General features: G+C 43.3%; 20 protein-coding genes and 4 tRNA genes. 15 read left to right on the top strand and 9 right to left on the bottom strand.

The features are described 5' to 3' along the window. Positions 1-8: 8 nt before the first annotated feature. A complete protein-coding gene (locus L6472_RS07685; protein ID WP_237803868.1) occupies positions 9-626 on the bottom strand; it encodes a gliding motility-associated C-terminal domain-containing protein in 618 nt (205 codons plus the stop codon). 219 nt (positions 627-845) lie between these two features. Between L6472_RS07685 and L6472_RS07680 the strand changes: the two genes are divergently transcribed. From L6472_RS07680 to L6472_RS07665, 4 genes are read left to right on the top strand one after another with little or no spacing between them, the layout of a single operon-like run. Then, positions 846-2,180, top strand: coding sequence for a LysM domain-containing protein (locus L6472_RS07680; RefSeq protein WP_237803867.1), 1,335 nt, complete (start codon positions 846-848; stop codon positions 2,178-2,180). Further along, on the top strand, positions 2,164-2,940 hold the full coding sequence (locus L6472_RS07675; RefSeq protein ID WP_237803866.1) for a porin family protein: 777 nt from the start codon (positions 2,164-2,166) through the stop codon (positions 2,938-2,940). Before L6472_RS07680 ends, L6472_RS07675 begins: the two co-directional genes overlap by 17 nt. A 2-nt stretch (positions 2,941-2,942) precedes the next feature. Then, positions 2,943-4,454: a peptide MFS transporter gene (locus L6472_RS07670; RefSeq protein ID WP_237803865.1), complete on the top strand. Its 1,512-nt coding sequence runs from the start codon at positions 2,943-2,945 to the stop codon at positions 4,452-4,454. 1 nt (position 4,455) lies between these two features. Continuing rightward, positions 4,456-5,373, top strand: a complete 918-nt coding sequence (locus L6472_RS07665; protein ID WP_237803864.1) for an endonuclease/exonuclease/phosphatase family protein — start codon at positions 4,456-4,458, stop codon at positions 5,371-5,373. Here the strand turns inward: L6472_RS07665 and L6472_RS07660 are convergent. The 4 genes from L6472_RS07660 to L6472_RS07645 all read right to left on the bottom strand — a co-directional run bounded on the left by L6472_RS07660 (position 5,370) and on the right by L6472_RS07645 (position 9,998). Continuing rightward, on the bottom strand, positions 5,370-6,809 hold the full coding sequence (locus L6472_RS07660) for a tagaturonate reductase (RefSeq protein WP_237807997.1): 1,440 nt from the start codon (positions 6,807-6,809) through the stop codon (positions 5,370-5,372). The genes L6472_RS07665 and L6472_RS07660 overlap by 4 nt on opposite strands. Positions 6,810-6,885: 76 nt before the next feature. Beyond that, positions 6,886-8,202: a tRNA lysidine(34) synthetase TilS gene (tilS, locus tag L6472_RS07655; protein ID WP_237803862.1), complete on the bottom strand. Its 1,317-nt coding sequence runs from the start codon at positions 8,200-8,202 to the stop codon at positions 6,886-6,888. Continuing rightward, entirely contained in the window at positions 8,192-9,370 is a 1,179-nt protein-coding gene (locus tag L6472_RS07650; RefSeq protein WP_370640832.1) for a class I SAM-dependent rRNA methyltransferase, read from the bottom strand. The genes tilS and L6472_RS07650 overlap by 11 nt, the downstream gene beginning before the upstream one ends. After that, complete coding sequence (locus tag L6472_RS07645; RefSeq protein WP_237803860.1) at positions 9,357-9,998, bottom strand: 3'-5' exonuclease; 642 nt, start codon at positions 9,996-9,998, stop codon at positions 9,357-9,359. The genes L6472_RS07650 and L6472_RS07645 overlap by 14 nt, the downstream gene beginning before the upstream one ends. A gap of 106 nt (positions 9,999-10,104) precedes the next feature. Between L6472_RS07645 and L6472_RS07640 the strand changes: the two genes are divergently transcribed. The 5 genes from L6472_RS07640 to L6472_RS07620 all read left to right on the top strand — a co-directional run bounded on the left by L6472_RS07640 (position 10,105) and on the right by L6472_RS07620 (position 15,064). Next, on the top strand, positions 10,105-12,594 hold the full coding sequence (locus L6472_RS07640) for a DNA translocase FtsK (RefSeq protein WP_237803859.1): 2,490 nt from the start codon (positions 10,105-10,107) through the stop codon (positions 12,592-12,594). Positions 12,595-12,689: 95 nt separating this feature from the next. Further along, a complete protein-coding gene (locus L6472_RS07635; protein ID WP_237803858.1) occupies positions 12,690-13,298 on the top strand; it encodes a LolA-like putative outer membrane lipoprotein chaperone in 609 nt (202 codons plus the stop codon). Next, a complete protein-coding gene (locus tag L6472_RS07630; RefSeq protein ID WP_237803856.1) occupies positions 13,298-14,788 on the top strand; it encodes a DUF5687 family protein in 1,491 nt (496 codons plus the stop codon). Before L6472_RS07635 ends, L6472_RS07630 begins: the two co-directional genes overlap by 1 nt. A gap of 103 nt (positions 14,789-14,891) precedes the next feature. After that, positions 14,892-14,964 (top strand) — tRNA-Lys (locus tag L6472_RS07625). A gap of 27 nt (positions 14,965-14,991) precedes the next feature. Then, positions 14,992-15,064, top strand: a tRNA-Lys gene (locus L6472_RS07620). Positions 15,065-15,552: 488 nt separating this feature from the next. Here the strand turns inward: L6472_RS07620 and L6472_RS07615 are convergent. Then, positions 15,553-16,050 carry a nitroreductase family protein gene (locus L6472_RS07615; RefSeq protein ID WP_237803855.1) on the bottom strand — a complete coding sequence of 166 codons (498 nt, stop codon included), beginning with the start codon at positions 16,048-16,050 and terminating at the stop codon, positions 15,553-15,555. Between the two features lie 279 nt (positions 16,051-16,329). Between L6472_RS07615 and L6472_RS07610 the strand changes: the two genes are divergently transcribed. From L6472_RS07610 to L6472_RS07585, 6 genes are all read left to right on the top strand, one after another. Continuing rightward, on the top strand, positions 16,330-16,698 hold the full coding sequence (locus tag L6472_RS07610; protein WP_237803854.1) for a DUF2023 family protein: 369 nt from the start codon (positions 16,330-16,332) through the stop codon (positions 16,696-16,698). A 25-nt stretch (positions 16,699-16,723) separates the two neighbouring features. Next, a complete protein-coding gene (gene fldA / locus L6472_RS07605) occupies positions 16,724-17,218 on the top strand; it encodes a flavodoxin FldA (protein ID WP_237803853.1) in 495 nt (164 codons plus the stop codon). 327 nt (positions 17,219-17,545) lie between these two features. After that, complete coding sequence (locus tag L6472_RS07600; RefSeq protein ID WP_237803852.1) at positions 17,546-18,154, top strand: formate/nitrite transporter family protein; 609 nt, start codon at positions 17,546-17,548, stop codon at positions 18,152-18,154. Between the two features lie 91 nt (positions 18,155-18,245). Beyond that, positions 18,246-18,321 (top strand) — tRNA-Thr (locus L6472_RS07595). A gap of 58 nt (positions 18,322-18,379) precedes the next feature. Further along, a tRNA-Gly gene (locus L6472_RS07590) sits at positions 18,380-18,452 on the top strand. A gap of 477 nt (positions 18,453-18,929) precedes the next feature. Then, entirely contained in the window at positions 18,930-21,050 is a 2,121-nt protein-coding gene (locus tag L6472_RS07585; RefSeq protein ID WP_237803851.1) for a helix-turn-helix domain-containing protein, read from the top strand. Here the strand turns inward: L6472_RS07585 and L6472_RS07580 are convergent. The 3 genes from L6472_RS07580 to L6472_RS07570 all read right to left on the bottom strand — a co-directional run bounded on the left by L6472_RS07580 (position 21,047) and on the right by L6472_RS07570 (position 24,095). Next, positions 21,047-22,285 (bottom strand): DUF5103 domain-containing protein, encoded by a 1,239-nt coding sequence (locus tag L6472_RS07580; RefSeq protein WP_237803850.1) that lies wholly within the window; start codon positions 22,283-22,285, stop codon positions 21,047-21,049. The genes L6472_RS07585 and L6472_RS07580 overlap by 4 nt on opposite strands. 80 nt (positions 22,286-22,365) lie before the next feature. After that, a complete protein-coding gene (locus L6472_RS07575) occupies positions 22,366-23,379 on the bottom strand; it encodes a GGGtGRT protein (protein WP_027450377.1) in 1,014 nt (337 codons plus the stop codon). A 14-nt stretch (positions 23,380-23,393) separates the two neighbouring features. Beyond that, complete coding sequence (locus L6472_RS07570; protein ID WP_027450376.1) at positions 23,394-24,095, bottom strand: iron-sulfur cluster assembly scaffold protein; 702 nt, start codon at positions 24,093-24,095, stop codon at positions 23,394-23,396. Between the last annotated feature and the right edge of the window lie 140 nt (positions 24,096-24,235).

The raw sequence follows: 24,235 nt of genomic DNA, 5'->3' as shown, positions 1-24,235 counted from the left end.
CTTATTCATTATTTTGTCGAGGTTGAAGAACCTCCGTCTGTAAACCCTCTAAGCAGGTTAATGTCCTTACGAAACTCGTAAACAGCTCCATCCGCACCTTTTGCATTTACATAGAGATAATAAACTCCGTCTTTCACTGGCTTTCCATTGAACTTGCCGTCCCATTCGCCAGCGGGATTGTTCCACTCATAAAGCTTTTGTCCCCATCGGTTCAAGATGATTGCCTTGAACTTAACAATGCTCTTGTATCCCTCTTTAGCTTTGAAGGTATCGTTGATGCCATCTCCATTGGGCGAGAATGCATTTGGAAATTCCAACTTGCTTTCCACAATGGTAATTACAATTTCTTGATCTTCAAGTCCGGTTTCTTGATTGTCAAGCTTAGTCTTAAGTAGTATGCTGTACGTTCCCGACTCGCGAAAAGTGTACTCCGTTTCTTCCTCGTATCTGACAAACAATTCCTCGTAGTCTGTATTTGTTTTCTTTCTAAAATGCCATTCATATGACAGAATATGGTCGCCGATATTTGTAGGGTTCGCCTTGAATGTCACTTCAAGCGGTGCTTGCGCATTTGAAATGTTCGATGATACCTGTGCTTTCATCTCATCATCGACATAATATGCCATAGGATTAACTTTCTGTGCTGTTACTGTCAAGGGTAAAAGCATTAAAGAAAACCAAAGGGAACTGATGATTCTATTTTTCATTATTTTTATATTTTAATGTGCAAAGATACTAATTTATTGATAATAAAGCTTTGTTTGTTAGAACATTTTTTTGTTTGCTTGCAATCATTTCATAATTATTTCGTATTTTTGCAGTCGAATAAGCAGATTATAAATATTATGGTTCGATTGTTACGTTGTATTTGCATTGTTCTTCTAACGTGTTGTGTAGGTGTTATTCGTGCACAATACGTTAAGGTGCATAGAGTACAGAAGAAAGAAACTGTATATGGTATAGCTCGAATGTATGGTATCACCCAAGAACAGTTGAGGCAAGCCAATCCGGTTATGCTTCAGTCGGACTATCAGTTGAAGAAAGGTGATCTGATTAATATTCCGGTAACAACAAATGGCGCTAGTCAGAATGTTCGTACGAATTTTGCAGTTGATGATGTCCGTCAGCGTCCAATCCGTTTGGGGGTGTTGTTGCCGTTAAATCTTCAAAGCGATGATGGTAGGCGTATGCTGGAGTACTATCGAGGTGTGTTGATGGCTTGTGATAGTATGAAGTACGAGGGGATTTCAGTAGATGTGCACGCTTGGAATTTATCAGAAAACACAAACCTTGGTGCTTTATTGCCTCAGATTGAGAATGCTAAGTGTGACCTTTTGATTGGTCCTTACTATAATAAGCATGTGCCAACGTTGGCAGCTTTTGCCCAGCAACATCAGTGCTTGATGGTGGTACCATTTTCACTTGATATCCCCGAGTTGGTTAATAACAGATACATTTTTCAGATCTATCAACCCTCTTCAGATCTCGATGACATCACTGCACGTCGTTTCTCTGTGTGGTTTAGGGATTATCATCCAATTATTGTAAATTGTAGTGATGCCAATAGTTCTAAGGGAGGATTTACATCTGCTTTAAGAAAACAGTTTGAGAAGGATGGTAAGATGTATAATCTTACAAGTATCTACTCGTCTGACCTTAATTTTATGGGTGCCTTTTTGAAAGGTGTATCTAATGTGGTTGTTCTTAATTCTGAGAATACATCTTTTATAACTCCGCTGTTTAAAAGGCTGGATACCATTCTCCAGCAACACCCAGACGTGAAGATTTCTGTGTTTGGCTACACAGAGTGGTTGGGAGGCATCTATGCACAGCACTCAAACTTCCACCGCTTTGACACCTATATTCCTGCACCATTCTATACGAATATCAATTCGCCACTGACCATACGTTTATTGCAACGCTATCGTTGGAATTTCCATCAGGACATGATTACAATCATGCCTCGTTTCGCGCTCACAGGTTTTGATCATGCGGTCTATTTCCTGCGTGGCCTCCATAAGTATGGAATGCAGTTCGATGGGGCCCCTGGCAGATTTAACTATCAGGTGGTGCAAACTCCGCTAAAGTTCGAGCGTATAGGGCATGGCGGATTACAAAATAAAGCATATATGTTTATTCATTATAAACCTGACTTCACAATCGATGCTCTTAATTATTAATAGAAAGGTGAAGCGTTTCTCTCTCTTAATAGCCTTGTTGGCTCTTACGTCTGCAGTCAAGGCCCAGATTGGAGATTATCGTAATGAGTTTTCCATTGGTTTCAATGGTGGTTACGTACTTAGCAATGTTGGTTTTACGCCAACAGTACCGCAAAGTCAGCATACGGGACTTACTGGAGGCTTGACTCTGCGATATACTTCTGAAAAGTATTTCAACAGTATTTGTGCTGTAGTAGCAGAGGTAAACTATACCCAGCTGGGGTGGAAGGAAGATATTAAAACGCCAGAAGACGAGCTGGTTGTCAATACAGTAACGGGATTGGCAGAATCATACCAGCGCGATATGACTTATCTTCAGATTCCTGTTTTTGCTCGTTTGGGGTGGGGACGTGAACGTCGTGGCCTGCAGTTTTTCTTTCAGGCAGGTCCCCAAATTGGTGTATTTCTTAACGAGAAGACACAGAAGAACTTTGAATTTAAAGATATCAACATAGGTTCACGCACTTCTACTATCATTGCCCAGGATACAATGTCGGTTGAACATAAGGTGGATTATGGCATTGCTGCAGGTTTGGGATTGGAACTCTCAATTCCACATGCAGGTCATCTGCTGCTCGAAGGTCGTTATTATTATGGCCTTGGAGACATCTATGGTAATTCTAAGCATGACTATTTTGCTCGTTCTAATATCAGCAATATCGTTATTAAGATGACTTATCTCTTCGACTTAGTTAAAAGTAAAAATTCCAAAATTAAATAATTATGTTTGAAAACCAACCTAAAGGTCTTTATGCTTTGGCGCTTGCCAACACAGGAGAGCGATTCGGCTATTACACGATGTTGGCCGTCTTTGCTTTGTTTTTAAGAGCTAATTACGGATTGACACCTGGCACAGCCGGCGTCATTTACAGTTCGTTCTTGATGTTTGTTTACTTCTTCCCTCTTATTGGTGGCTTTATGGCTGATAAGTTTGGGTTTGGAAAAATGGTAACCACAGGTATTATCATTATGTTTTTGGGCTATCTGTTGCTCTCTGTTCCCTTGGGCGGCAACACGGTAGCACTTGTGGTAATGTTGGTTGCCCTGTTGAGTATCGGCTTGGGGACAGGTCTTTTTAAAGGTAACCTGCAAGTAATGGTGGGCGATCTTTATAATGATCCGCAGTTCGCTGATAAGCGCGACTCTGGCTTTTCAATTTTCTATATGGCCATCAACATCGGTGCACTGTTTGCTCCAACGGCGGCTATTCGTATTATGGAATGGGCTCAGCAGAGTCTTAATGTCAGTGAAAACGACTCATATCATTTTGCTTTCGCAGTAGCATGTGCTTCATTGATACTATCCATTGCAATTTACTATGCATTCCGCAGTACTTTCCGCCATGTTGAGGGTGGTTCTAAAAAGAATGGAAATACCTCTGAGGAAGACACGCTCTCGCCTTCTGAAACAAAAGAGCGCCTGATTGCATTGTTACTTGTGTTTGGTGTTGTGGCTTTCTTCTGGATGTCATTCCATCAAAATGGTCTTTCACTGACCTATTTCGCCAATGAGTTTACTGAGACTTCTGCTGATGGTTTGAAAGCCATGGCGTTTAATGTTTGGAACCTCGTGGCTATCATTGTCATGGTTTATGCGGCATTCTCTCTGTTTCAGGGTAAATCATTTTCGGGTAAGGTAAAAAGCGGTCTGGTTATCATTGCTGCTCTGGCTTTCTTAAGTTATAGTTATAATTCAATTGAAGGTAGTGTTGAAGTTAAGGCTCCAATCTTCCAACAGTTCAACCCCTTCTATGTAGTAGCACTGACACCTGTATCGCTTGCTATATTTGGATGGCTCGCAGCTCGTAATAAAGAGCCTAAGGCACCACGCAAAATTGCTTATGGTATGATTGTGGCTGCTGTGGCATTCTGCTTGATGCTCTATGCTTCACTCACCTTACCTTCGCCTGCAGATCAAGCTAGTCTTGGTGATGCAGCTCCCCGCGTGTCTTCATACTGGTTGATTAGTACATACCTTATTCTTACTTTTGGTGAGCTGTTGCTCTCGCCAATGGGTATCTCGTTCGTATCTAAGGTCGCACCTCCAAAATACAAAGGTGCGTGCATGGGCGGATGGTTTGTTTCTACAGCCCTCGGCAACCAACTTGTGATGGTTGGTGGACTTCTTTGGGGTGACCTTCCTCTATGGACTGTATGGGCAGTATTTGCATGTCTATGCCTGTTGGCAGCAGCTTTCATGTTCTTAATTATGAAACGACTGGAGAAAGTCTGCTAAGATGATATTATCCCTTTTGCTGTCCTCCTTTCTCACATTTGTTGAGTTAAACTGTGAAAACCTGTTTGACACAACTCACGATGTGGGGAAGGAGGACAGTGAGTTTCTGCCCGAGGGGAAACGTCATTGGACAAGAACTCGCTATTGGGGAAAATTGAATAGAATCGGTCAAGAGATCTTGTCGTGTTCCTCATGTCTGCCAGATATTGTCGCATTGGTAGAAGTTGAAAATGATTCGGTATTGCATCAGCTGACGCGACGTTCTTTGTTGCGTAATGCAGGTTATGAGTATTTGATGACCACTTCACCCGATGTACGTGGGCTCGATGTTGCGTTACTCTTTCAACCGGCTTCTTTTCGTCCGCTTTGCTATGAGTCAATAGAGGTGCCAGTATTGCCGGGGATGCGACCAACACGCGATGTGCTGTATGTGCAGGGACAAATTATAACAGGCGATACACTACATATTTATGTGGTTCACGCTCCAAGCAGATATGGTGGTGAACGTGAAACACGCTCGTATCGCATGAAAGTGGCACAGATGATAAGCCAGCAAGTGCAATTATGTCATCAGGAAAACGTAATTATCACAGGCGACTTTAATGATTATATCGATAATGCATCGTTGAAGTACCTGGAAGAATTCTCACTTGTCAACGTCACCAAGAACTCACAAGGTAAAAATGGATATGCAAAAGGCACCTATCGTTATCATGGTGAGTGGCGCTCTTTGGATCACTTTTTCTGTTCGGAAAAGGTGGCTAATCGTGTAGAACAAACCTATATAAATGATGAAGCTTTCCTCCTAGACGAAGATACTCGTTTCGGAGGAAAGCGTCCTTTGCGTTCGTTTAATGGCGTGCGGTTTCAAAAAGGGTTCAGCGACCACCTGCCACTCATTGTGAAATTTAAGTTCTAAAGTATTGTCTTAACGGCCTCAAGCATACCTTTGAGCTGGATGAGATCAAGGAATTCTTTAACCATTTTGTTCAATCCATCAACCTTATTAAGATCTTCCTGCCAGATAAAGTCGGCTGCAAGCACACCATCAGCCACTTTCTGTGTGTCGTTTGTTGCCCACAGTTGTTGCAGCAGTTCGATGATCTTAGGATCGTCATTAGGCGTTATCTCCGCACCATCTTGGCGCTTACCGCCTTTATAGTATGTGATAATGGCTGCAAGTCCGAAGACGAGTCCCTTTGGCAGTTCGCCCTTTCGCTCTAAATATGTCTTTAAACCGGGCAGGTCGCGAGCCTGGAATTTGGGGAATGAGTTCAGCATAATGCTGGTCACTTGATGATCAACAAAGGGATTGTCGAAGCGCTCCAGTACGTCGCTAGCAAACTTCTCCAATTCTTCCATGGGAAGATCAAGTGTCTGCATCAGCTCTTCAAACTGAACTTTGTGAATGTATTTGCCAATGATCTCGTGATTGCAAGCATCGCGAACGATATTGATGCCGCTGAGATATGCCACAGGTGAGAGAACGGTATGAGGACCATTCAGAAGCGTAACCTTACGCTTGTGGTAGGGCTCCTCTGATGGCACGAACAGAACGTGCAGACCTGCTTTGTCGGCGGGGAACTCGTTAGCCACCTCTTTTGGCGCTTCGATGACCCATAGGTGGAAGTTCTCTGCTTGAACCACGAGGTTGTCACGATAGCCAATCTTTTCCTGAATCTGTGCAATCTCCTTACGAGGGAAACCAGGAACGATACGATCTACCAACGTTGCATAAACACCGCAAGACTCTTCGAACCACTTGCTGAAGTCCTTTGGCAACTTCCATAGCTCAATATATTTGCGGATGCAGTCCTTGAGAACATGACCATTCAGGAAAATTAGCTCGCAAGGGAATATAATCAGGCCTTTTGTGGGATCACCGTTGAATGTCTGGTAGCGACGATACAATAACTGCACAAGTTTGCCCGGGTAGCTGCTAGCGGGCTTGTCATCCAGTTTGCACTCTGGATCAAAATTAATACCAGCTTCTGTTGTGTTTGAGATCACAAAACGAATTTCAGGTTGATCGGCAAGTGCCATAAAAGCCTCGTTCTGAGAATAGGGGTTCAGACAACGGCTAATCACGTCAATACGCTCCAGTGTGTTGACGGGTTTTCCGTTTTCACGTCCCTGCAGATTGACATGATACAGGCAGTCCTGTCCATTCAACCAATCAACCATACCTTGTGCCAGAGGTTGTACTACAACGACTGATCCATTGAAATTGGTTTTCTGGTTCATGTTCCAGATAATCCAATCAACGAAAGCACGAAGGAAATTTCCTTCGCCAAACTGAATCACCTTCTCGGGCATTACGCTCTTAGGTGCAAAATGCTTGTTTAACGGTTTCAACATTTTCTTGTTTGTTTTAGAGATATTTGTTCTATGTTGAGTGCAAAATTATATATTATTTTCGATACGACCAAATTTACTTTAGTTTTTCTATGGAAATAACAATTGTGTTCTTAGTGCTGTCGGTGACGCAGAAACGATGGTCGGGTCGATGACCAACAAGCCAAACAATATTCCCTCTTGCATCACAGATAACCAGCGTTCTTCGCTTTTCGAAAATGTTTAAATGTGTATCGGTAAGGAAGTCACTCACCAATCTGGTGCCTTTCATTCCAAAAGGTTGAAAGCGATCGCCTGTCAAAACAGGACGAATTGTGAGTGGAAAGCGTAGCTTTTCTGCATCTAAACAGGCACTTTGGTGGTCGAATAAGACCAGTTTTCCTTCTACATTCCTAATGTGATACTTTTCGGTTCCATTGTAATGGTAGATGCCAGTTTCTGGTATTTGCAGGGTTGGTAATGCCGAGAATAGTGGTTCGGCAACAAGCTGACCACGATGGATCGTCAACTGATGTGTGGACGATGTCCACTCGCGTCCCGACTGTAGTTGGTCCAGTGAGTCGCTGATACTTTCGATTGTTTGTGAAGAGAACCCCTTTGGATTTAGCCATTCGTAGAGAATACTCTCGGGTGAAGGCTCTTGGCAAAGTTGTTCTATTGAGATGGTATCATTCTTCAGAATTTGTGCAAGTGTGTCATTGATGCTTTTTTCATAGACAACAGTTGCTTCGCTAATGTGGCGAGCCGTCTTCAAAATATTTGTTTTGGCACTTGGCGATATCTGATTCAGTAGTGGTATTACTTGTAATCTCAGTTTGTTTCGTAAAATATCGGCTTCAAGATTTGTGCTGTCTGTGACGTAAGTCTGTCCTTTGCCCTCAAGCCACGTTTCTATATTACGACGGCTGATACATAACAATGGACGTAAGATATGGCCGTTGCAAGGTTTGATACCAGTTAATCCGCGTAATCCAGTACCGCGCAGGATGTTCATCAGTATGGTTTCTACAGTATCGTCCTCATGGTGAGCCACGCAGATGCCGGCACATCCTAAGTCTTTTCTCAGCTGCTCAAAGTAGTTGTAGCGCAGCTCGCGTGCTGCCATTTCAATGCTAACCTTGTGAAGTGATGCATAGGTCTTGGTATCAAAATGTATCAAGTGTAAATCTATCTGTTGTTCGTCGCAAAGCTGTTTCACAAACGCCTCATCTCTGTAGCTCTCTTCGCCGCGTAATTTAAAATTGCAATGAACAGCCTCTAATTCATATCCCAGTTCTTTCAGCATCAGCAGAAGGCAGACACTGTCTGCTCCTCCGCTGAGGGCCACCAGATATTTCTGTGATATATCGAGCAAATGATGACGTTCGATGAACTGCTTTACCTTATTCAACATATAGAACAAGTCCTTTCAGATACTCACCTTCTGGGTGATAAATGTTCACGGGATGATCTGCCGGTTGGTGCAATTGGTGGAGAATGCGTACTTTTCGCTTGGCCTGAGCGGCAGCTGTAAAGACTGCATTACGGAAATGCTCCTTCGTGACTACCTGAGAACAAGAGAACGTGAACAGAATGCCTCCTTTAGCAATCTTCTCAAAAGCCTTGTTGTTCAGGCGTGTATAGCCTTTCAATGCGTTATGAAGCGCACCTCTGTGTTTTGCAAAAGCAGGCGGATCCAAGATTATTAGGTCATATTTTCCATCCATTCCATCAAGGAACTTGAATGCATCTTCACAGAAAGCCTCATGACGTTTGTCGCCAGGAAAATTCAGTTCCACATTGCTACGGGTAAGGTCGATAGCCTTAGCCGAACTGTCAACAGAGTGGACTAACTTGGCCCCGCCCCGCATGGCATAGAACGAGAAACCACCCGTGTAGCAGAACATGTTCAGCACTTTTTTGCCTTTGGCATAATGTTCAAGCAACGAACGGTTCTCGCGCTGATCAACAAAGAAACCCGTTTTCTGACCATGTAGCCAGTCAACATGAAACTTCAGACCATTTTCAAGTGCTGTATCGTCGTCGCATCCACCGTAAATGAAACCATTCTCGGGTTCCATGTAGGGTAGGGTAGTCTCGCTTTTATAATAAATACTCTTGATATGACTGCCCATCACATTAATTAATTCGCGGGCAATATCGTGGCGACACAGATGCATGCCGATGCTATGTGCCTGCATGACGGCAGTAGGTCCATACACATCTATAATCAACCCTGGCAGATTGTCACCTTCGCCATGCACCAATCTATAAGTGTTGTTGTTGGGATTGCCCGCAATGCCAGTGCTAAGACGCATCTGATAGGCCGAAGAAAGACGCGACTGCCAGAATTTTTCATCAATAGCCACATTGCTGAACGATAAAACGCGCACAGCTATAGACCCCTGCTGATAGTGGCCTACAGCTATAAATTCATTGCGCGAGGTCAGCACCTGAACAGTTTCTCCTTCTTCTATACCTTCATCTATTTGCTGAATAGCACCCGAGAAAACCCAGGGATGAAAACGTAGCAGGCTTTCTTCTTTGCCTTTTTTTAGATAGATCTTTCTATATTTCTGCATGAGCATGGTCTTCTTGTTGTATTACGAGTTGATAGTCATTTGTCTCTTTCAGCCTAACCAGTTCTTGGTATATTTTGATACACGCCCAAGCATCGGTTGCTGCATATACTTTCTGCTTGTCGCTTAATATGTCTGCTTCCCAGTTGCTCAACTGTTGTCGCTTGCTGATTTTCTGTCCAAAGAGGTTGGCATAGAGCTTCTGCAAACTGAGGTCTTCTATGCCTAGCACTTTTGCAAAGTCTTGAATATCTGTGAAACAACCTGCCTTAAAGTCGCTTAACTTATGTAGCGCATTCAAGTCGTCGTGCCAAGATAATCCAATCTTTTTCACAGTCTTGTCGGTGAGCAGCTGTAGTAGCGCAGGAGTCATTCCCGTATGGTTCAGCCTAAACAGGAAACATGTGTCTTCTGTTGAAACCTGAAGCAGGGACACCTGATGATGCTGTCCTTTCTTGAACGACGGACGCGTCTCTGTGTCAAAGCCAAGTATTGGTTGAGACAGAAGATAGTTGACCGCTTTCTCGGCTTCGCCAGCAGTTAAGATTACAATGATTCTTCCCTCAAAGGTGGCCACTGGTAGCGAGGCAATCAACTTCTTGTCGTATTTGTTGTATATCGTCTTTGACATCACATTGTTCTTTTGCGGTGCAAAAATACAAAAAAAAAGCGATTTTTTGACTTAATGTGGAATTTTTCCACTAATTTTGCACTGAATTAACGAATGACCAAATAGAATGGCTAAGAAAACCACAAGAAACGGTAGGAGCACCAAGACACAAGCACCATCATTGATGGAGTCGATAGGTTTAAGTAGTTTTAAACAGATATTTCAAAACGAGCGTTTGCACTTTGTATTAGGTATGCTGCTCTTCGCAGTATCTGTTTTTCTAATCTGGGCCTTTATATCATACTTTACCACTGGACAATTTGATCAAAGTATTATTGAAGATACCAATCCTGGCGAGATGGCTAATCAGAATGGCGAATTTCGTAACGCCTGCGGTTCACTAGGTGCCAAGTCAGCTTATTTTTTTATGAGCCATTGTTTTGGTGTCTCTGCTTTCTGTATTCCAGTATTCCTGTTTTTGGTTTCGTTGAGATTGATGAAGGCTTATCAAGCAAAACTTATTAAGTGGTTCTTCTGCTTGATGCTACTCATGCTGTGGACGTCAGTTTCTTTGGCAATGTTTGTCTCGCCTGTTGTTCCTGATTTGCACTTCAATCTTGGCGGAGGTCATGGTCTATGGGCAGGCAAGATGATAGAAGGATTTGTCGGTATGCCGGGCTTAGCTGCCATTATGATTTGCATTGCCTTGCTCTTCTTTATATATGTAAGTAGTGAAACAATCATTATTTTGAGGAAGGTGCTGAATCCGTTGACACTAATCCCCAAGAATGTACCCTTCACGATTAATTCATCTGATGATGCTAATGCCAATAACGCTAATGGACATCTTAATATCGTGGAAGATCCAGAGGTGTTCGATGACCCCATTTCTGAAACAGTAGAATTCAAGGATGATAATTTGAGAAGTGTTGAACCCGAAATCCCTGCTACTCCTATAGGTTTCAATGACGAAGAACCGGCCGTTCAGGTTCCTGCAAATGAAAATGAGAATAGCAACGATGATATTATCATTGATATTAATACGGGCGAAGCTGATGACAAGGCAGAAGGCGCTTTGGTAAATGTAGAAGAGATGGAGCCCTATGATCCTAAGCGTGATTTGGAGAACTATCATTATCCGACACTCGATCTGTTGAAAGTTTATGAGAGCGATGGAAAACCATATATTGATATGGAAGAACAGAATCGCAACAAGAATCGCATTGTTGACGTGTTGCGTAGCTTTGGTGTAGAGATTAGTTCCATCAAGGCCACCGTCGGTCCTACCATCACGTTGTACGAGATAACACCAGCATCGGGCGTGAAGATTTCGCGTATTAGAAATCTTGAGGACGATATTGCATTGAGTCTTGCTGCCCTCGGCATTCGTATCATTGCGCCTATTCCAGGTAAAGGTACTATTGGTATTGAGGTGCCTAATGCCAAACAGAACATCGTGTCGATGGAATCCATCTTGAACTCCAAGAAATTTCAGGAATCTACCATGGAGCTCCCTTGTGCTATGGGTAAGACCATTACCAATGAGGTTTTTATGTTTGACCTCACCAAAGCTCCACACCTCTTGGTAGCTGGTGCCACTGGTCAGGGTAAGTCAGTTGGATTGAATGCAATCTTGACATCTTTACTCTACAAAAAGCATCCTGCCGAGATGAAAATCGTACTGGTTGACCCTAAGATGGTTGAATTCAGTATCTACCGTACGATATCAAAGCATTTTTTGGCAGCATTGCCCGAACAAGCCGACGACCCCATTATTACCGATACCTCTAAGGTGGTTCGTACGTTGCAGTCACTCTGCGTAGAGATGGATGCCCGATATGAGTTACTTATGGCTGCAGGTGAGAGAAATATTAAGGATTACAACCGTAAATTTATTGCACGCAAGCTTAATCCAGAGAAGGGACATAAGTTTATGCCTTATATCGTGGTCGTTATTGATGAGTTTGGTGATTTGATAATGACCGCAGGCAAAGAAATAGAACTGCCCATCGCTCGTATAGCCCAAAAGGCTCGCGCTGTAGGTATTCACATGATCATTGCCACACAGCGTCCTACCACTAATATTATTACGGGTACTATTAAGGCCAACTTCCCGGCGCGCATTGCTTTCAAGGTGTCACAAGGTATAGATTCAAAGACCATCCTCGACCGTATGGGGGCTCAGCAGTTAATTGGACGTGGAGATATGCTATATTTGCAGGGCAACGATCCTATCCGCGTACAATGCGCTTTTGTTGATACACCGGAAGTGGACGGTATCAATCAGTTCATAGCTAAGCAGCAAGGATATCTTGCTCCTTATGAACTGCCAGAACCTCCCGTTGGTGATGGTGAAGAGAGTGGAGGTGCCAACGATGCTGACCTGTCTCATCTCGATCCAATGTTTGAAGATGCTGCTCGCTTGATTGTTGGCAGTCAACAAGGTTCAACCAGCCTTATTCAACGTAAGTTTGCGATTGGCTACAATCGTGCAGGCCGACTGATGGACCAGCTGGAGAAAGCAGGCATTGTTGGTGCAGCTCATGGTTCTAAGCCCCGTGAAGTGCTGATAAAGGACGAAGTAAGTCTTGAGAATCTGTTGAGTCAGATTAGATGATAATGGAAATTTCGACTGTTTTTTTACTTTAGTTTACCTATCGGCATTAAACAATAGTCACTTTCAATCGTCAAATCAATAAAAAGAGAGATATAATGAAAAGATTGTTTTTCGTGATGATGCTTTTGGCATCACAAATGACGTTTACACATGTCGCAGCGCAGACAGCTAAGCAAGTGCTCGACAAGTGTGCAGCTGTGGTAAGCAACAAGAATGGTGTATCAGCTCATTTCAAAATGACGAGTGCACAGTATGGACATACAAGTGGAGATATTGCAGTGAAAGGTCGTATGTTTCGGGCCTCTACTAATTTATCTAAGATGTGGTTTGACGGCAAGACGCTGTGGACCTATATGAATAAGAATGATGAGGTCAATGTCACAACTCCAAGTGAGTCACAATTGCAGGTGCTGAATCCTTATAATTTTATTAATCTGTATAAGACTGGCTTCAGCTACACAATGACAAAATCATCGGGCTTCTATCGTGTCCACCTTACTGCCAAAGATGCAAAGCGTCGGGTTCAGGAGATGTTTATCACTGTAGATCAAAAGAGTTTCCAGCCCACCGAAGTGAAGTTGCTGCAGAAATCAAAGTGGACGACCTTCACTATCAGTAATTTCAAGAAAGACAAGATTGCCGATGCGCAGTTCCGTTTTAATGCAAAAGATTTCCCCTCAGCAGAGGTTATAGATTTACGCTGATGAATAGACTGTCACTTTTTCTACTCCTCAGAAAGAATAATCGCCTGAGTTATCGACGTAGTCCTGCATTTGAACAGAGTGTCGTAGCTCAGGTGATGCTTTATTTAGGCGCCGGATTCATGGTGGTCTATCTCATCATGTTGGGCACGATACTTGCCATGTCAGCCAATGAGAGTGGTCATCCTGGTTTACTTATTTCTGTTCTTCCCATTTTCCTTCTGATAGATTTTGGCATGCGTTTCATGGTGCAACAGACGCCAGCCGTATTGGTCACTCCCTATCTGCTATTGCCTCTACCTCGTCTGTCTGTGATTGAGCATTTTCTTGTCAGTTCGTTGCTGAGTGGTTACAATCTGATGTGGCTCAGTCTCTTTTTGCCATATTGTGTTGTTATTTTCTTTGGTGGTGCAGAATTTCTGGCTACACTTGGGGTGCTGATTAGTGGAATGCTCTTGGTGTTAGTAAACAGTCAGTGGTACCTTTTGATGCGTACACTCATAGGTCGTTCTCTGCTATGGTGGGCTCTCCCCATCGTAGTGTATGGGGGCTATCTGGTTCCGATGTTGTTAAGTGATAATAATGCTACCTGTGATGCAGTTCTTGACTTTTTTGTTAAGGTGGGTAGTTCAGGGTGGATGTCCCTTGTTGCTCTGTCATTATTATTGCTGTTTTTTACAATCAACCGAGCTCTTCAGTTTAGGTTTGCCTATGAGGAGGTGGCTAATATGCAAAAGAAGGAAAGCGACATGAAACGTGTCTTCAACTTTGCCTTCCTTGATCGTTTTGGTCAGATAGGCGAATACTTAAAACTCGAGATCAAGTCTATTATGCGAAACAAGGCAGTTCGTTCTCGTGTCATTATGAGTCTCACGCTAATTATAGTTTTATCGGTACTCGTTGCCTATACCGATATATACGATAGTTTTATGATGCGCAACTTCTGGTGCTATTATTGTTTTGCTCTTTATGGCATGACAACCTTGGTTAAGATTATGGCGCCCGAAGGCAATTATATAGACCTGTTGTTGGTACATCGCGAGAATATCTTAGCCTTGCTACGTGCCAAATACTATTTTCATGTTGCAATCCTCATTGTACCCCTGTTAATCATGACTCCAGCCGTCATTGAAGGCAAGTTCACTTGGCTCATGATGTTGGCATATATAACCACTACTAGTGGACTGCTTTATGGCACTCTTTTTCAGTTGGCTGTATATAATAAGCAGACGATTCCCTTGAATCAGAAAATAACGGGAAAAGGAAATGTCGAGAATGGGCTACAGATGATTATCGAGATGGTGGCTATGTTTCTTCCCTTAGTGTCGGTTACCGTGCTGCTTCTTGTGTTTGACGAGACGACAGCCTATCTTATAATGATAGCAGTTGGGGTGGTATGCACACTGACTCATCCTTGGTGGCTGCGCAACATCTATATGCGTATGATGAGGCGCAAATATGAAAATTTGGACGGCTTTCGTGCCACCAGATAAGATAAAAATGGGGAAAATAGTACTTTCTTAAAGAAAAAGTGCCAAAAAGTTTGGTCGAATCAGAAAAAGTGTGTACCTTTGCACCCGCAAAACGATAAACGTTGCACCCGTAGCTCAGTTGGTAGAGCACCTGACTCTTAATCAGGGTGTCCAGGGTTCGAACCCCTGCGGGTGTACAACCGATAGGAAAACGTTTAAGTTATGCACCCGTAGCTCAGTTGGTAGAGCACCTGACTCTTAATCAGGGTGTCCAGGGTTCGAACCCCTGCGGGTGTACAGAGAAAGCAGACTTTTAAGGTCTGCTTTTTTATTTGTTATAATAGAGAATCAAAAAGGCTGTGTGTCTTCGTGACGATTGGAGCGATTTAGTATTGTCATGGTTTTACTTTCGTCATGTTATTGTTTCACTCTTGCGTTGTTATTGCTTTACTTTTGATGTCCGTCCAGCCCCTGAAAGTGGTGTGTATAGCCCCTGGATAGGGTCGATCCAGCCCCTAAAAACGGTTCATTCAGGGGCTAAAAGTAGGGCGTCCAGGGGCTAAAACAGGAACAATCGCTTTGGTTCTATACTTTAGAAACGCCTCTTCTATACTTTAAAACGTCTCCTTTTAGAGCTCAGAAAAGGTTGTTCTAAACTCTACATGCACTTGGAAATCTACGCATTGCAACACCAAACTTAATCTGTTATAACTTTAAAGAGGATGTGCCAACACGTGAACACACCCTCCTTATCGTAATTTGGCTATTATAACACGTGCGGCGTGTTATTTCAATATCTCATTCATGTTTTTTCGAATCTTCTCGTTTGGCTCATCGGCAGGATAGCCAATGGGAATGAGTACTGCTGGCTCTTCGTTCTCGTCTAGTTGAAACAACTGCTTGCATTTCTCAGCATCAAAGTTGCATACCCAGCAGGTGCCCAGTCCTTGCTCTGTTGCTGCCAGGCAAAGATGCTCAACAGCAATTGCGATATCGATGTCGCCATGGTGTTTGCCGTCTCTTCGCACCCATTCCTGATCATGCAAGATGCTACAGATGATATACACTGGTGCCGAACCAAACCAACTGCCTCGGTAGCACTCTCTCAGCTTTATCTTTTCCTCCTCGTTCGTTATGATGCGAAACATCCATGGCTGTTTGTTCACTGCTGACGGAGCCATACGCACGCATTCCATCACGTATTCAAGCTTTTCTTGTTCCACATTTTCCTCTTTATAGCTTCTGCAGCTATACCTTTTTCTTACTAAGTCTAATAGTGTCATAATACTTAATCTATTATTTAATAATTGATATCTGCTATCAAGTTGATATTTACTCTGTTTGTCAAAAAGGTCTTGGCCATTTTGATTATTTTGCAAATATACTAATAATTAAACAGATATCACCAGTTTTTATCTGTTAAATTGTGAAGATTTTTAGTTTTAGCCCCCAATACCTACTTTTTATTAATCTGTTTTTGTTCTGTGTGTCAAGTATGTGGAAAATCAAACCCCATGATTTAGGTATTGTGTATATTGACATTCTGTCGTACCTTTGCACCGATGAAAACAAAAACAACAATTTCCACAGAGATGAAGGTGTTGATGAACCACATCTACGAGCTGAACAAAGGTGTTCGGCAGATGGTATTGTTTACCTGCAACAAGAAGTTTGGAGAGCAGGCTGTGCAGCGCCTTGAGAGTCAAGGCATTCCCTATGTCTTGCAGCCCGTGGGTCGCCAAAATTTAAATATGTATTTTGGTCGTCGCGAGTGTCTCGAGGCTATCCGCCTCATTGTCACGCGTCCACTCAATCAACTTTCTCCCGAAGAAGATTTTATTCTTGGTGCAATGCTTGGCTACGACATCTGTGCACAGTGTCAAAGGTATTGTCAACGTAAGTGCAAGCAGCCTTGTGTCAGTAAGAATTAACCATAATAAATAGTAAAAATAAAGTATGAACACTACAATTGTAATCTACGGTTCCTCAACAGGAACATGTGAGGCCCTTGCCGAGAAGATTGCCTCGAAACTAGGATGCTCGGCTTTGAACGTGCAAGAACTCTCAGCTGATGTTGTTGCTGCCAATAGCAACCTTATTCTTGGTACTTCAACATGGGGTGCAGGCGAGCTACAGGACGACTGGTACGATGGGCTGAAGATTCTGCAGAATTCAGACCTTAGCCATAAGACCATCGCTCTATTTGGTTGTGGCGACTGTGCTTCCTATGGCGACACCTTTGTGGGGGGCATGGGACAACTCTACAATGGCATCAAAGATAGTGGGGCAAAGTTCGTAGGCAGCGTCGATACAGATGGCTACGACTTCGATGATTCTGAAGCTGTTGTTGATGGCAAGTTTGTGGGTCTTCCCCTTGACGATATCAATGAGGACGATAAAACCGACACGCGCATAGAAACCTGGTTATCTGCTATTACCCCTGAATTGTAAATCAATAGCATTAATTCATAAAGTATTTGTTTAGTTTAGTATTAGTTTGTGGTTGGTCAGTGATGATCAACCACTTTTTTTTATTCGCTTCCCTTCCACACAATATATTAATATGTTCGTGCGTTTGTATGATATATATATGTGTGAACCAAGGAAAATAAATAAATGATTAATCTAACAATGAAAAGGCTATTAGTTATTTGCCTACTTGCATCAGCATGTATGTTTAGTGCAATGGCACAACAAAACGTTTCATTCGAGGAGTAATATCGGTTTTTCTGTGCAAAGGTGCTATGTATTTGTAGAATATTTAGTACCTTTGCACTCATGAATCAACCATTATCCATTTTACGTTCAGCATTTCTTGCGGGTCTCTGTATTTCTGTGGGTTGTATAGTCAACCTCCGAGTAGGTGGTGTATCCGGGGCAGTTCTATTCTCTTTCGGTCTTCTCGCAGTTCTCCATTATCAGTTGAAACTTTATACTGGCACAGCAGGTTTTATTCGGGCAAAAGGCGACTGGGGCATGTTGTCGCTCGTGGTGATGGGTAATGTTCTCGCCTGCGGTCTGTGTTCAATGGTCTTTGCCTATGCTCAGCCCGACATATTGCCGCCTGCAGAACTTATCGTCCAGTCGCGTTTGGATAAGGGGCCCTTAGCATGCTTTTTGTTAGCCATAGGTTGTGGCTTTATCATGACGACCGCAGTTCAATTTGGTCGAAGCGGCAAGTTCCTGCCTTTGCTGTTTGGTGTTCCGGTGTTTATCCTCTGTGGCTTTACTCATTCCATTGCCGACGCTTTCTATTTCTTAGCTATTCCAAAGTTTATTGACGGCAATTTGGTAACGATTTATGTTGTTGAAGTCTTGGGTAATTTTATGGGTTGCAACCTTTACAGATGGATCATCAGCCCCGATCATCGAGTTCAAGGAGCATAAAAAAGACCGTTGACGGCGAAAAAGTAGCGATTATATTTGTTGGATAACAAAAAAATGATTACCTTTGCAGCTGCAAAAACAAAAGGAGCAGGCCGACATGGCTCAGTTGGTAGAGCAACGCATTCGTAATGCGTAGGTCCCCGGTTCGAGTCCGGGTGTCGGCTCCATTTGAAAATGGGATATGAATGCGGGACGTAGAAAGTCCCTTTTTCTTTTATGTTATTTGCGGAATTAGCTCAGTTGGTAGAGCATTGGCTTCCCAAGCCGAGGGTCGCGGGTTCGAGTCCCGTATTCCGCTCGATATCCTTAGGGCGTAAGCCCTTTTTTCTTTAAAGGCTGTTAATATCAATTTTGGGCTTGCTGATTCAATTGAAAAACTTTCATAATAATATTTTTGCATTATATAAATTTTTATGTATCTTTGCAGCATCTACAATATAATGTTATGAAGCTGCGAACCTTATACTTATTTCTGATACTTGTGTTCCCGTTGTTTGCGAATGCAGCGGAGACGGATAGACAATTTAAATTTCTGAATGCAGCTAACGATTTGGCAGACAATAGTGCTCAGATTGTTGTCTGTACCAAGACGGGACGAATGATTATTTCAACCCTTGGCAACTTGAATTTCTTTGATGGCGTTAGTTTTACACATATCGATACTAGGCCAGATTATCAATACTTGTTGCCTGCTTATCACGGTTATTATCAGTTATATTTTGACAACAGACATCATGTTTGGCTGAAAAACCAAGGGACGGTGACTTGTGTGGATATGATGCTGGAACATTTTGTGGAAAATGTGGACAGCGTAATACGTGAGATGGGCTGTAGAGATGCCGTGAATGACTTGTTTGTAGATACACTGGGATCGGTTTGGATGGTCACCGCCAAAGGGCTGTTTTCTGTAGATGAAAATAAATACCATCGTCTTTACTCAAATAAAAACCTTCAGGATTTGGATGTCATTGGAAACATACTCCTGACATTCTTTGACGATGGCGAGGTGGTTGGGCAAAGTATAAAAACAGGTCGGTTGATGTTTCGTAAGAAAGCTTATGGTGCTGACTGCGTCGGTAAATACAAGAAAACGTCTGTACTCCTCAGATATGAGAATGGTTTCTTCCAAATACGCCAAGGTGAACAGGGCTCCATCTTACTCTATTTTGATGTAAAGAACAGGAAGTGGACAACCTTGACAGAATGTCCTTATCGTCTGAATAATTTCGCGTTGAAGGACGATAAACTTTACATACCAAGTACTTATGGCTATTGGATTTATGATATTGCTACCAGAAAAGTAGAACATATCAAGGAATTTACCTTGATGGATGGTACGCCGTTGGTAACAGATTGTAATATGCTGTCTTTCGATCGCCAGGGTGGTATGTGGATAGGCACAGAGAAAAGGGGCGTCCTTTATTCTGGTCCTATGGCGTCTCCCTTCCATATTTACCGTAGAGAGCATCCGAAATGTGCCGATTATAGTAAGATTCTTGAGCGGATACCGCAGCCAAACATAGATTTCCGGGGTATTGCTGCAAACTGTTTATATCGGGATAGTCGCGAATGGAGATGGCAGGGAACCATGCGTGGGCTTTATTTATATCGCTCAGAGAATGAGAAACCAATCGTTTTCACCAAGCAAGATGGGCTTCCAAATAATGTTATTCATGCTGTTGTGGAAGATAAAAACCATGACATCTGGGTATCGACATCTGCCGGTATCTCTTATATTATGATAGACCATGAAGAGCCTGTGTTTATCAATAGCTTTACGGCTCTCGACTATATTCCTATAGAGTCCTTCGAGAATAATCGAGCTATATCTCTGAATGATGGCACCATTTTGATGGAGGGACTGGATCATATAGTTGCATTTCACCCAGACTCGTTTGGGATTATCAACGACAGAAAGCCTCATAAGCTTTATCCGAAAATGACACGGCTACAGGTGAATGGGACTAATGTCTTGCCAGGAGAGGTAATAGGCGGGAATGTCGTCATTGATCAGGCGTTTACACGAGCCACAGAAATTAATTTGAACAGTGATCAAAACTCACTGGCGCTGACCTTCTCTGCGTTGAACTATTTTCGTCCACTACAGACTTATTACCGTGTCAGAGTGCACGGATTGGATCATCAAGGTGAATGGCAGACATTCTTTTATAACGACGAACATCAGCAGGTGGATATTCAGGGACGGCTTCATCTGACTCTTCTCGGATTGCAGCCAGGAGATTATACTTTGGAAGTTCAGGCTTCAATGTTTCCAGACCTTTGGGAGGGTGAACCCTTCAAGTGGAAAATTCGCGTCAGTCAACCTTGGTGGCAGACTCAGGTGGTACATATCTTTCTTGGCATAATTGTCTTTGCACTGGTGATTTTTAACTTCGTCATCTACAATAAAAACACTCGCTTGCGTGTGCGTCGGGCCAATGCAGAAGGTGAAATGATAAGAAAGATTTGTTCATTTGTTGAGCGATGTGATTCTTTCTCTGCCGAAGTACTGATGCCTACGCAGGATGATTTGATGGCTAATATGCGTGATACGAACACAAAACTGTCGCCAGAGTTTATTGCTGTCATGCTGAAGATCACTCCTTTTGTACATCAGCAGGACAAGCGTTCGCTTACGATGCAGAGGCTAAGTCAGCTATGTGACGTAAGTGTCGTGCGACTGTATGAGTTGATGTCGAGCGAGCTTTATAAGAATCCACGAGAACTTGCACGCATCTTTCGTCTGCAACGTGCAGCAAACCTGTTGCGAACCACCAACTTCTCTATAGAGAATATAGCCAAGGAGTGCGGCTTCTATACTCCAAATTATTTCATTGGAAATTTCTTCCATGAATATAAGATGACTCCAAAAGAGTATAGGTCTAAAAAGAATTAAAGTCGGAATGTCTTTTGTTGGTAACCAACGAGGCGCCATATTCGTTCACCGCTACCACGATAATAAACCAACGCTTGGTACGTATTTTCTGTCTGGAAGAATGAACCTTCCTCGGGAACAAGATGGGTGGTTCCGTCCATGTCCTTCATCAGAAACCGATAGTTATAGTATCCAAGTTTCTGCATGATGGTGGCATGATATGCTTTTTCTTTCTCATCGTAGCTCATGGTGTAGTAATCTTTATCTTCTGATGTCCATCGTCCGTCAATGACAATTTGGGCATTGTCGTATGGACGTTCCGCTTTTAGGAGGTAATGAACAAAGACATACTCAGATGTGCGGGTCGCTTCGTAGTTGTCACTGTTGCGAAGCAAAAAGGCTCCGTTCGCATCTTCATCGTAAATATAGCTGGATTGCATAGAGCAGGGAAAGGGTACGGCGTGATAGGCCTCGTTGTCCTCGTCCCAAAAGACGGATGCTAATCCCATTGTGGTATGACTGGGATCTAGTAGCTCAAACTTATGGTATTCGTTGCCCGCTTCAAATATAAGTTGCCGATTGTGCTCCCAACGCAGACTTTTAGGCGTGATGTAGTTGGGTGCAATGTTCTCTTTCATGTTTCCTTCACACCCGTTTTGTAGGACAAAGGTTTGTAGTTGCTCGTCAGGACGAGTCACATGGATACTGTTATAGTTGATAGTCATGTTGACCTGCTGATGGCTTTTGTTAAAGTCAATGTCGGTATTCGTTGTTATACCGAGGCCAACATTCATCAACGATTCTAATACCCTGAACTCTATAATGGCAATAGTTTCTCCGTCTAGATCTTCATCATTGATGTAAAGACGATAGTTTCCGCTTTGTTTGATATTACATTGTGAATTAGGAAATCGAAAACTGTAGTGGGTATAGAGCGTATGTGTATTGATTGAGTTCTCGTAATCTTCAATGGGCGTGTCATTGAATCCTACTAACCAGTCGCTTTCGAAAATTCCTTCTACCGGTGTCCAGTCTGGATTGCATGGCTCCAGGTGGCAAACGTAACGGTGGTAGTTATGTGACAGTTCGTCAAAACCTATCTGCAGGTAATCGTCGCTGCCCAATTGTAGCACGGGTAGGGCTGTGAAGTCGTCGTTGAGGATAACTTCGAGTGACTTGACGTTGGGCGAGAAAATTTGATGATGTGCACTTGTCAAGGCGGGGATAAGTATAAGCAGATAGAGTAGTCGTTTCATTACTGTCTGTTGATGAAAAAGAAAAAAGGAAGTCTGCCTATTGTAAACAGCAGACTTCCTTATCGTATATAATTGGCTTATTATTTCTTATTCAGTGCGAGGTCAATCTCTACAGCGATTGATACGGTAGCACCTACCATTGGGTTGTTACCAATACCCAGGAAGCCCATCATCTCTACGTGTGCAGGAACTGATGAAGAACCTGCGAACTGAGCATCAGAGTGCATACGACCCAGTGTGTCGGTCATACCGTATGATGCAGGACCGGCAGCCATATTGTCGGGGTGCAGAGTACGACCAGTACCACCACCAGAGGCTACAGAGAAGTAAGGCTTGCCAGCGAGCACGCGCTCCTTCTTATAGGTACCTGCAACAGGATGCTGGAAACGAGTTGGGTTGGTAGAGTTACCAGTGATTGATACATCTACGTTCTCCTTCCACAGGATAGCTACACCTTCACGAACATCGTCTGCACCATAGCACTTTACTTTGGCACGAGGACCGTCTGAATAGGCAACTTCCTTCACTACCTTTACCTCGCCAGTATAGTAGTCGAATTGTGTCTGTACGTATGTGAAACCATTGATACGGCTGATAATCATAGCAGCGTCCTTACCCAGACCGTTCAAGATAACGCGAAGAGGCTTCTTGCGTACTTTGTTTGCCTTCTCAGCAATCTTGATAGCACCCTCGGCAGCAGCGAATGACTCGTGGCCAGCCAGGAATGCGAAGCACTCTGTCTCCTCACGCAACAGACGAGCAGCCAGGTTACCGTGGCCCAAACCAACCTTACGGTCGTCTGCAACAGAACCAGGGATACAGAAACTCTGCAGACCAATACCAATGGCTTCGGCAGCCTCGGCAGCGCTCTTCACACCCTTCTTGATTGCGATGGCAGCACCGCATACATATGCCCATTTTGCGTTCTCAAAGCAGATACGCTGGGTCTCTTCACACATCTGGTAGGGATCAACGCCAGCCTTCTCGCAAATCTCGTTAGCTTCTTCAATGCTATTGATGCCGTTCTCCTTCAGAGCAGCCAGCACCTGGTTGATGCGACGCTCGTAGCTCTCGAATGATACTTTTCTAATCATAATTTCTATCCTCCTTACTCTTTACGTGGGTCAATAGCCTTAACAATTCCCTGCTCAGCAGTGGTACGACCGTATGAACCTGTGAACTTCTTAACAGCCTCGTTGGCGTCCATGCCGTCCTTAATGGCTTCCATCATCTTGCCCAGGTGTACATATTCGTAACCGCAAACCTGATTGTCTTTATCCAAGAACTGCTTGGTGATGTAACCCTCGGTCAACTCCAAGTAGCGGGTGCCCTTAGCAACTGTGCCATAGAGAGTACCAGTCTGTGAACGCAGACCCTTACCCAAGTCTTCCAAACCAGCGCCAATAACCAGGCCACCTTCAGAGAATGCACTCTGTGTACGTCCGTAAACGATCTGCAGGAACAACTCACGCATAGCAGTATTGATGGCATCGCAAACGAGGTCTGTGTTAAGAGCCTCGAGGATGGTCTTGCCAGGCAGAATCTCAGAAGCCATAGCAGCAGAGTGAGTCATACCTGTGCAACCGATGGTCTCAACAAGAGCTTCCTGAATAACGCCGTCTTTTACGTTCAGGCTCAGTTTGCAGGCACCCTGCTGAGGAGCGCACCAGCCAATACCGTGGGTATAGCCCGAAATGTCCTTGATCTCTTTGGCCTGAATCCACTTTCCCTCTTCGGGGATGGGGGCAGGACCGTGGTTGGGGCCTTTTGCCACAACGCACATGTTTTCAACTTCCTTAGAATAAATCATTGTAACCTATTTTATAATAAAATATGTGTATTGTGCTGCAAAGGTACTGATATTTTTTGAGATTACCTACATTTAGGTAGTTTTTTCTTGCCAAATTAGCATAAAAACAGGCGACAATTGCTTATTAGAATAAAAAGTAG

Source organism: Prevotella sp. E13-17 (genome assembly GCF_022024035.1).
Taxonomy (GTDB): Bacteria; Bacteroidota; Bacteroidia; order Bacteroidales; family Bacteroidaceae; genus Prevotella.
The sequence above is the reverse complement of the archived record's forward strand: the minus strand, read 5'-3'. Positions and strand labels throughout refer to the sequence as shown.

Excerpts from the sequence above, each read along its gene's own strand:
- L6472_RS07600 (WP_237803852.1), top strand. The coding sequence starts at position 17,546 with ATGAATCAACCATTATCCATTTTACGTTCAGCATTTCTTGCGGGTCTC.
- L6472_RS07640 (WP_237803859.1), top strand. The coding sequence starts at position 10,105 with ATGGCTAAGAAAACCACAAGAAACGGTAGGAGCACCAAGACACAAGCA.
- L6472_RS07675 (WP_237803866.1), top strand. The coding sequence starts at position 2,164 with ATGCTCTTAATTATTAATAGAAAGGTGAAGCGTTTCTCTCTCTTAATA.
- L6472_RS07615 (WP_237803855.1), bottom strand. The coding sequence starts at position 16,050 with ATGACACTATTAGACTTAGTAAGAAAAAGGTATAGCTGCAGAAGCTAT.
- L6472_RS07630 (WP_237803856.1), top strand. The coding sequence starts at position 13,298 with ATGAATAGACTGTCACTTTTTCTACTCCTCAGAAAGAATAATCGCCTG.
- tilS (WP_237803862.1), bottom strand. The coding sequence starts at position 8,202 with ATGTTGAATAAGGTAAAGCAGTTCATCGAACGTCATCATTTGCTCGAT.
- L6472_RS07665 (WP_237803864.1), top strand. The coding sequence starts at position 4,456 with ATGATATTATCCCTTTTGCTGTCCTCCTTTCTCACATTTGTTGAGTTA.
- L6472_RS07650 (WP_370640832.1), bottom strand. The coding sequence starts at position 9,370 with ATGCAGAAATATAGAAAGATCTATCTAAAAAAAGGCAAAGAAGAAAGC.
- L6472_RS07570 (WP_027450376.1), bottom strand. The coding sequence starts at position 24,095 with ATGATTTATTCTAAGGAAGTTGAAAACATGTGCGTTGTGGCAAAAGGC.
- L6472_RS07635 (WP_237803858.1), top strand. The coding sequence starts at position 12,690 with ATGAAAAGATTGTTTTTCGTGATGATGCTTTTGGCATCACAAATGACG.
- fldA (WP_237803853.1), top strand. The coding sequence starts at position 16,724 with ATGAACACTACAATTGTAATCTACGGTTCCTCAACAGGAACATGTGAG.
- L6472_RS07580 (WP_237803850.1), bottom strand. The coding sequence starts at position 22,285 with ATGAAACGACTACTCTATCTGCTTATACTTATCCCCGCCTTGACAAGT.
- L6472_RS07680 (WP_237803867.1), top strand. The coding sequence starts at position 846 with ATGGTTCGATTGTTACGTTGTATTTGCATTGTTCTTCTAACGTGTTGT.
- L6472_RS07585 (WP_237803851.1), top strand. The coding sequence starts at position 18,930 with ATGATGCTGGAACATTTTGTGGAAAATGTGGACAGCGTAATACGTGAG.
- L6472_RS07575 (WP_027450377.1), bottom strand. The coding sequence starts at position 23,379 with ATGATTAGAAAAGTATCATTCGAGAGCTACGAGCGTCGCATCAACCAG.
- L6472_RS07645 (WP_237803860.1), bottom strand. The coding sequence starts at position 9,998 with ATGTCAAAGACGATATACAACAAATACGACAAGAAGTTGATTGCCTCG.
- L6472_RS07670 (WP_237803865.1), top strand. The coding sequence starts at position 2,943 with ATGTTTGAAAACCAACCTAAAGGTCTTTATGCTTTGGCGCTTGCCAAC.
- L6472_RS07685 (WP_237803868.1), bottom strand. The coding sequence starts at position 626 with ATGGCATATTATGTCGATGATGAGATGAAAGCACAGGTATCATCGAAC.
- L6472_RS07610 (WP_237803854.1), top strand. The coding sequence starts at position 16,330 with ATGAAAACAAAAACAACAATTTCCACAGAGATGAAGGTGTTGATGAAC.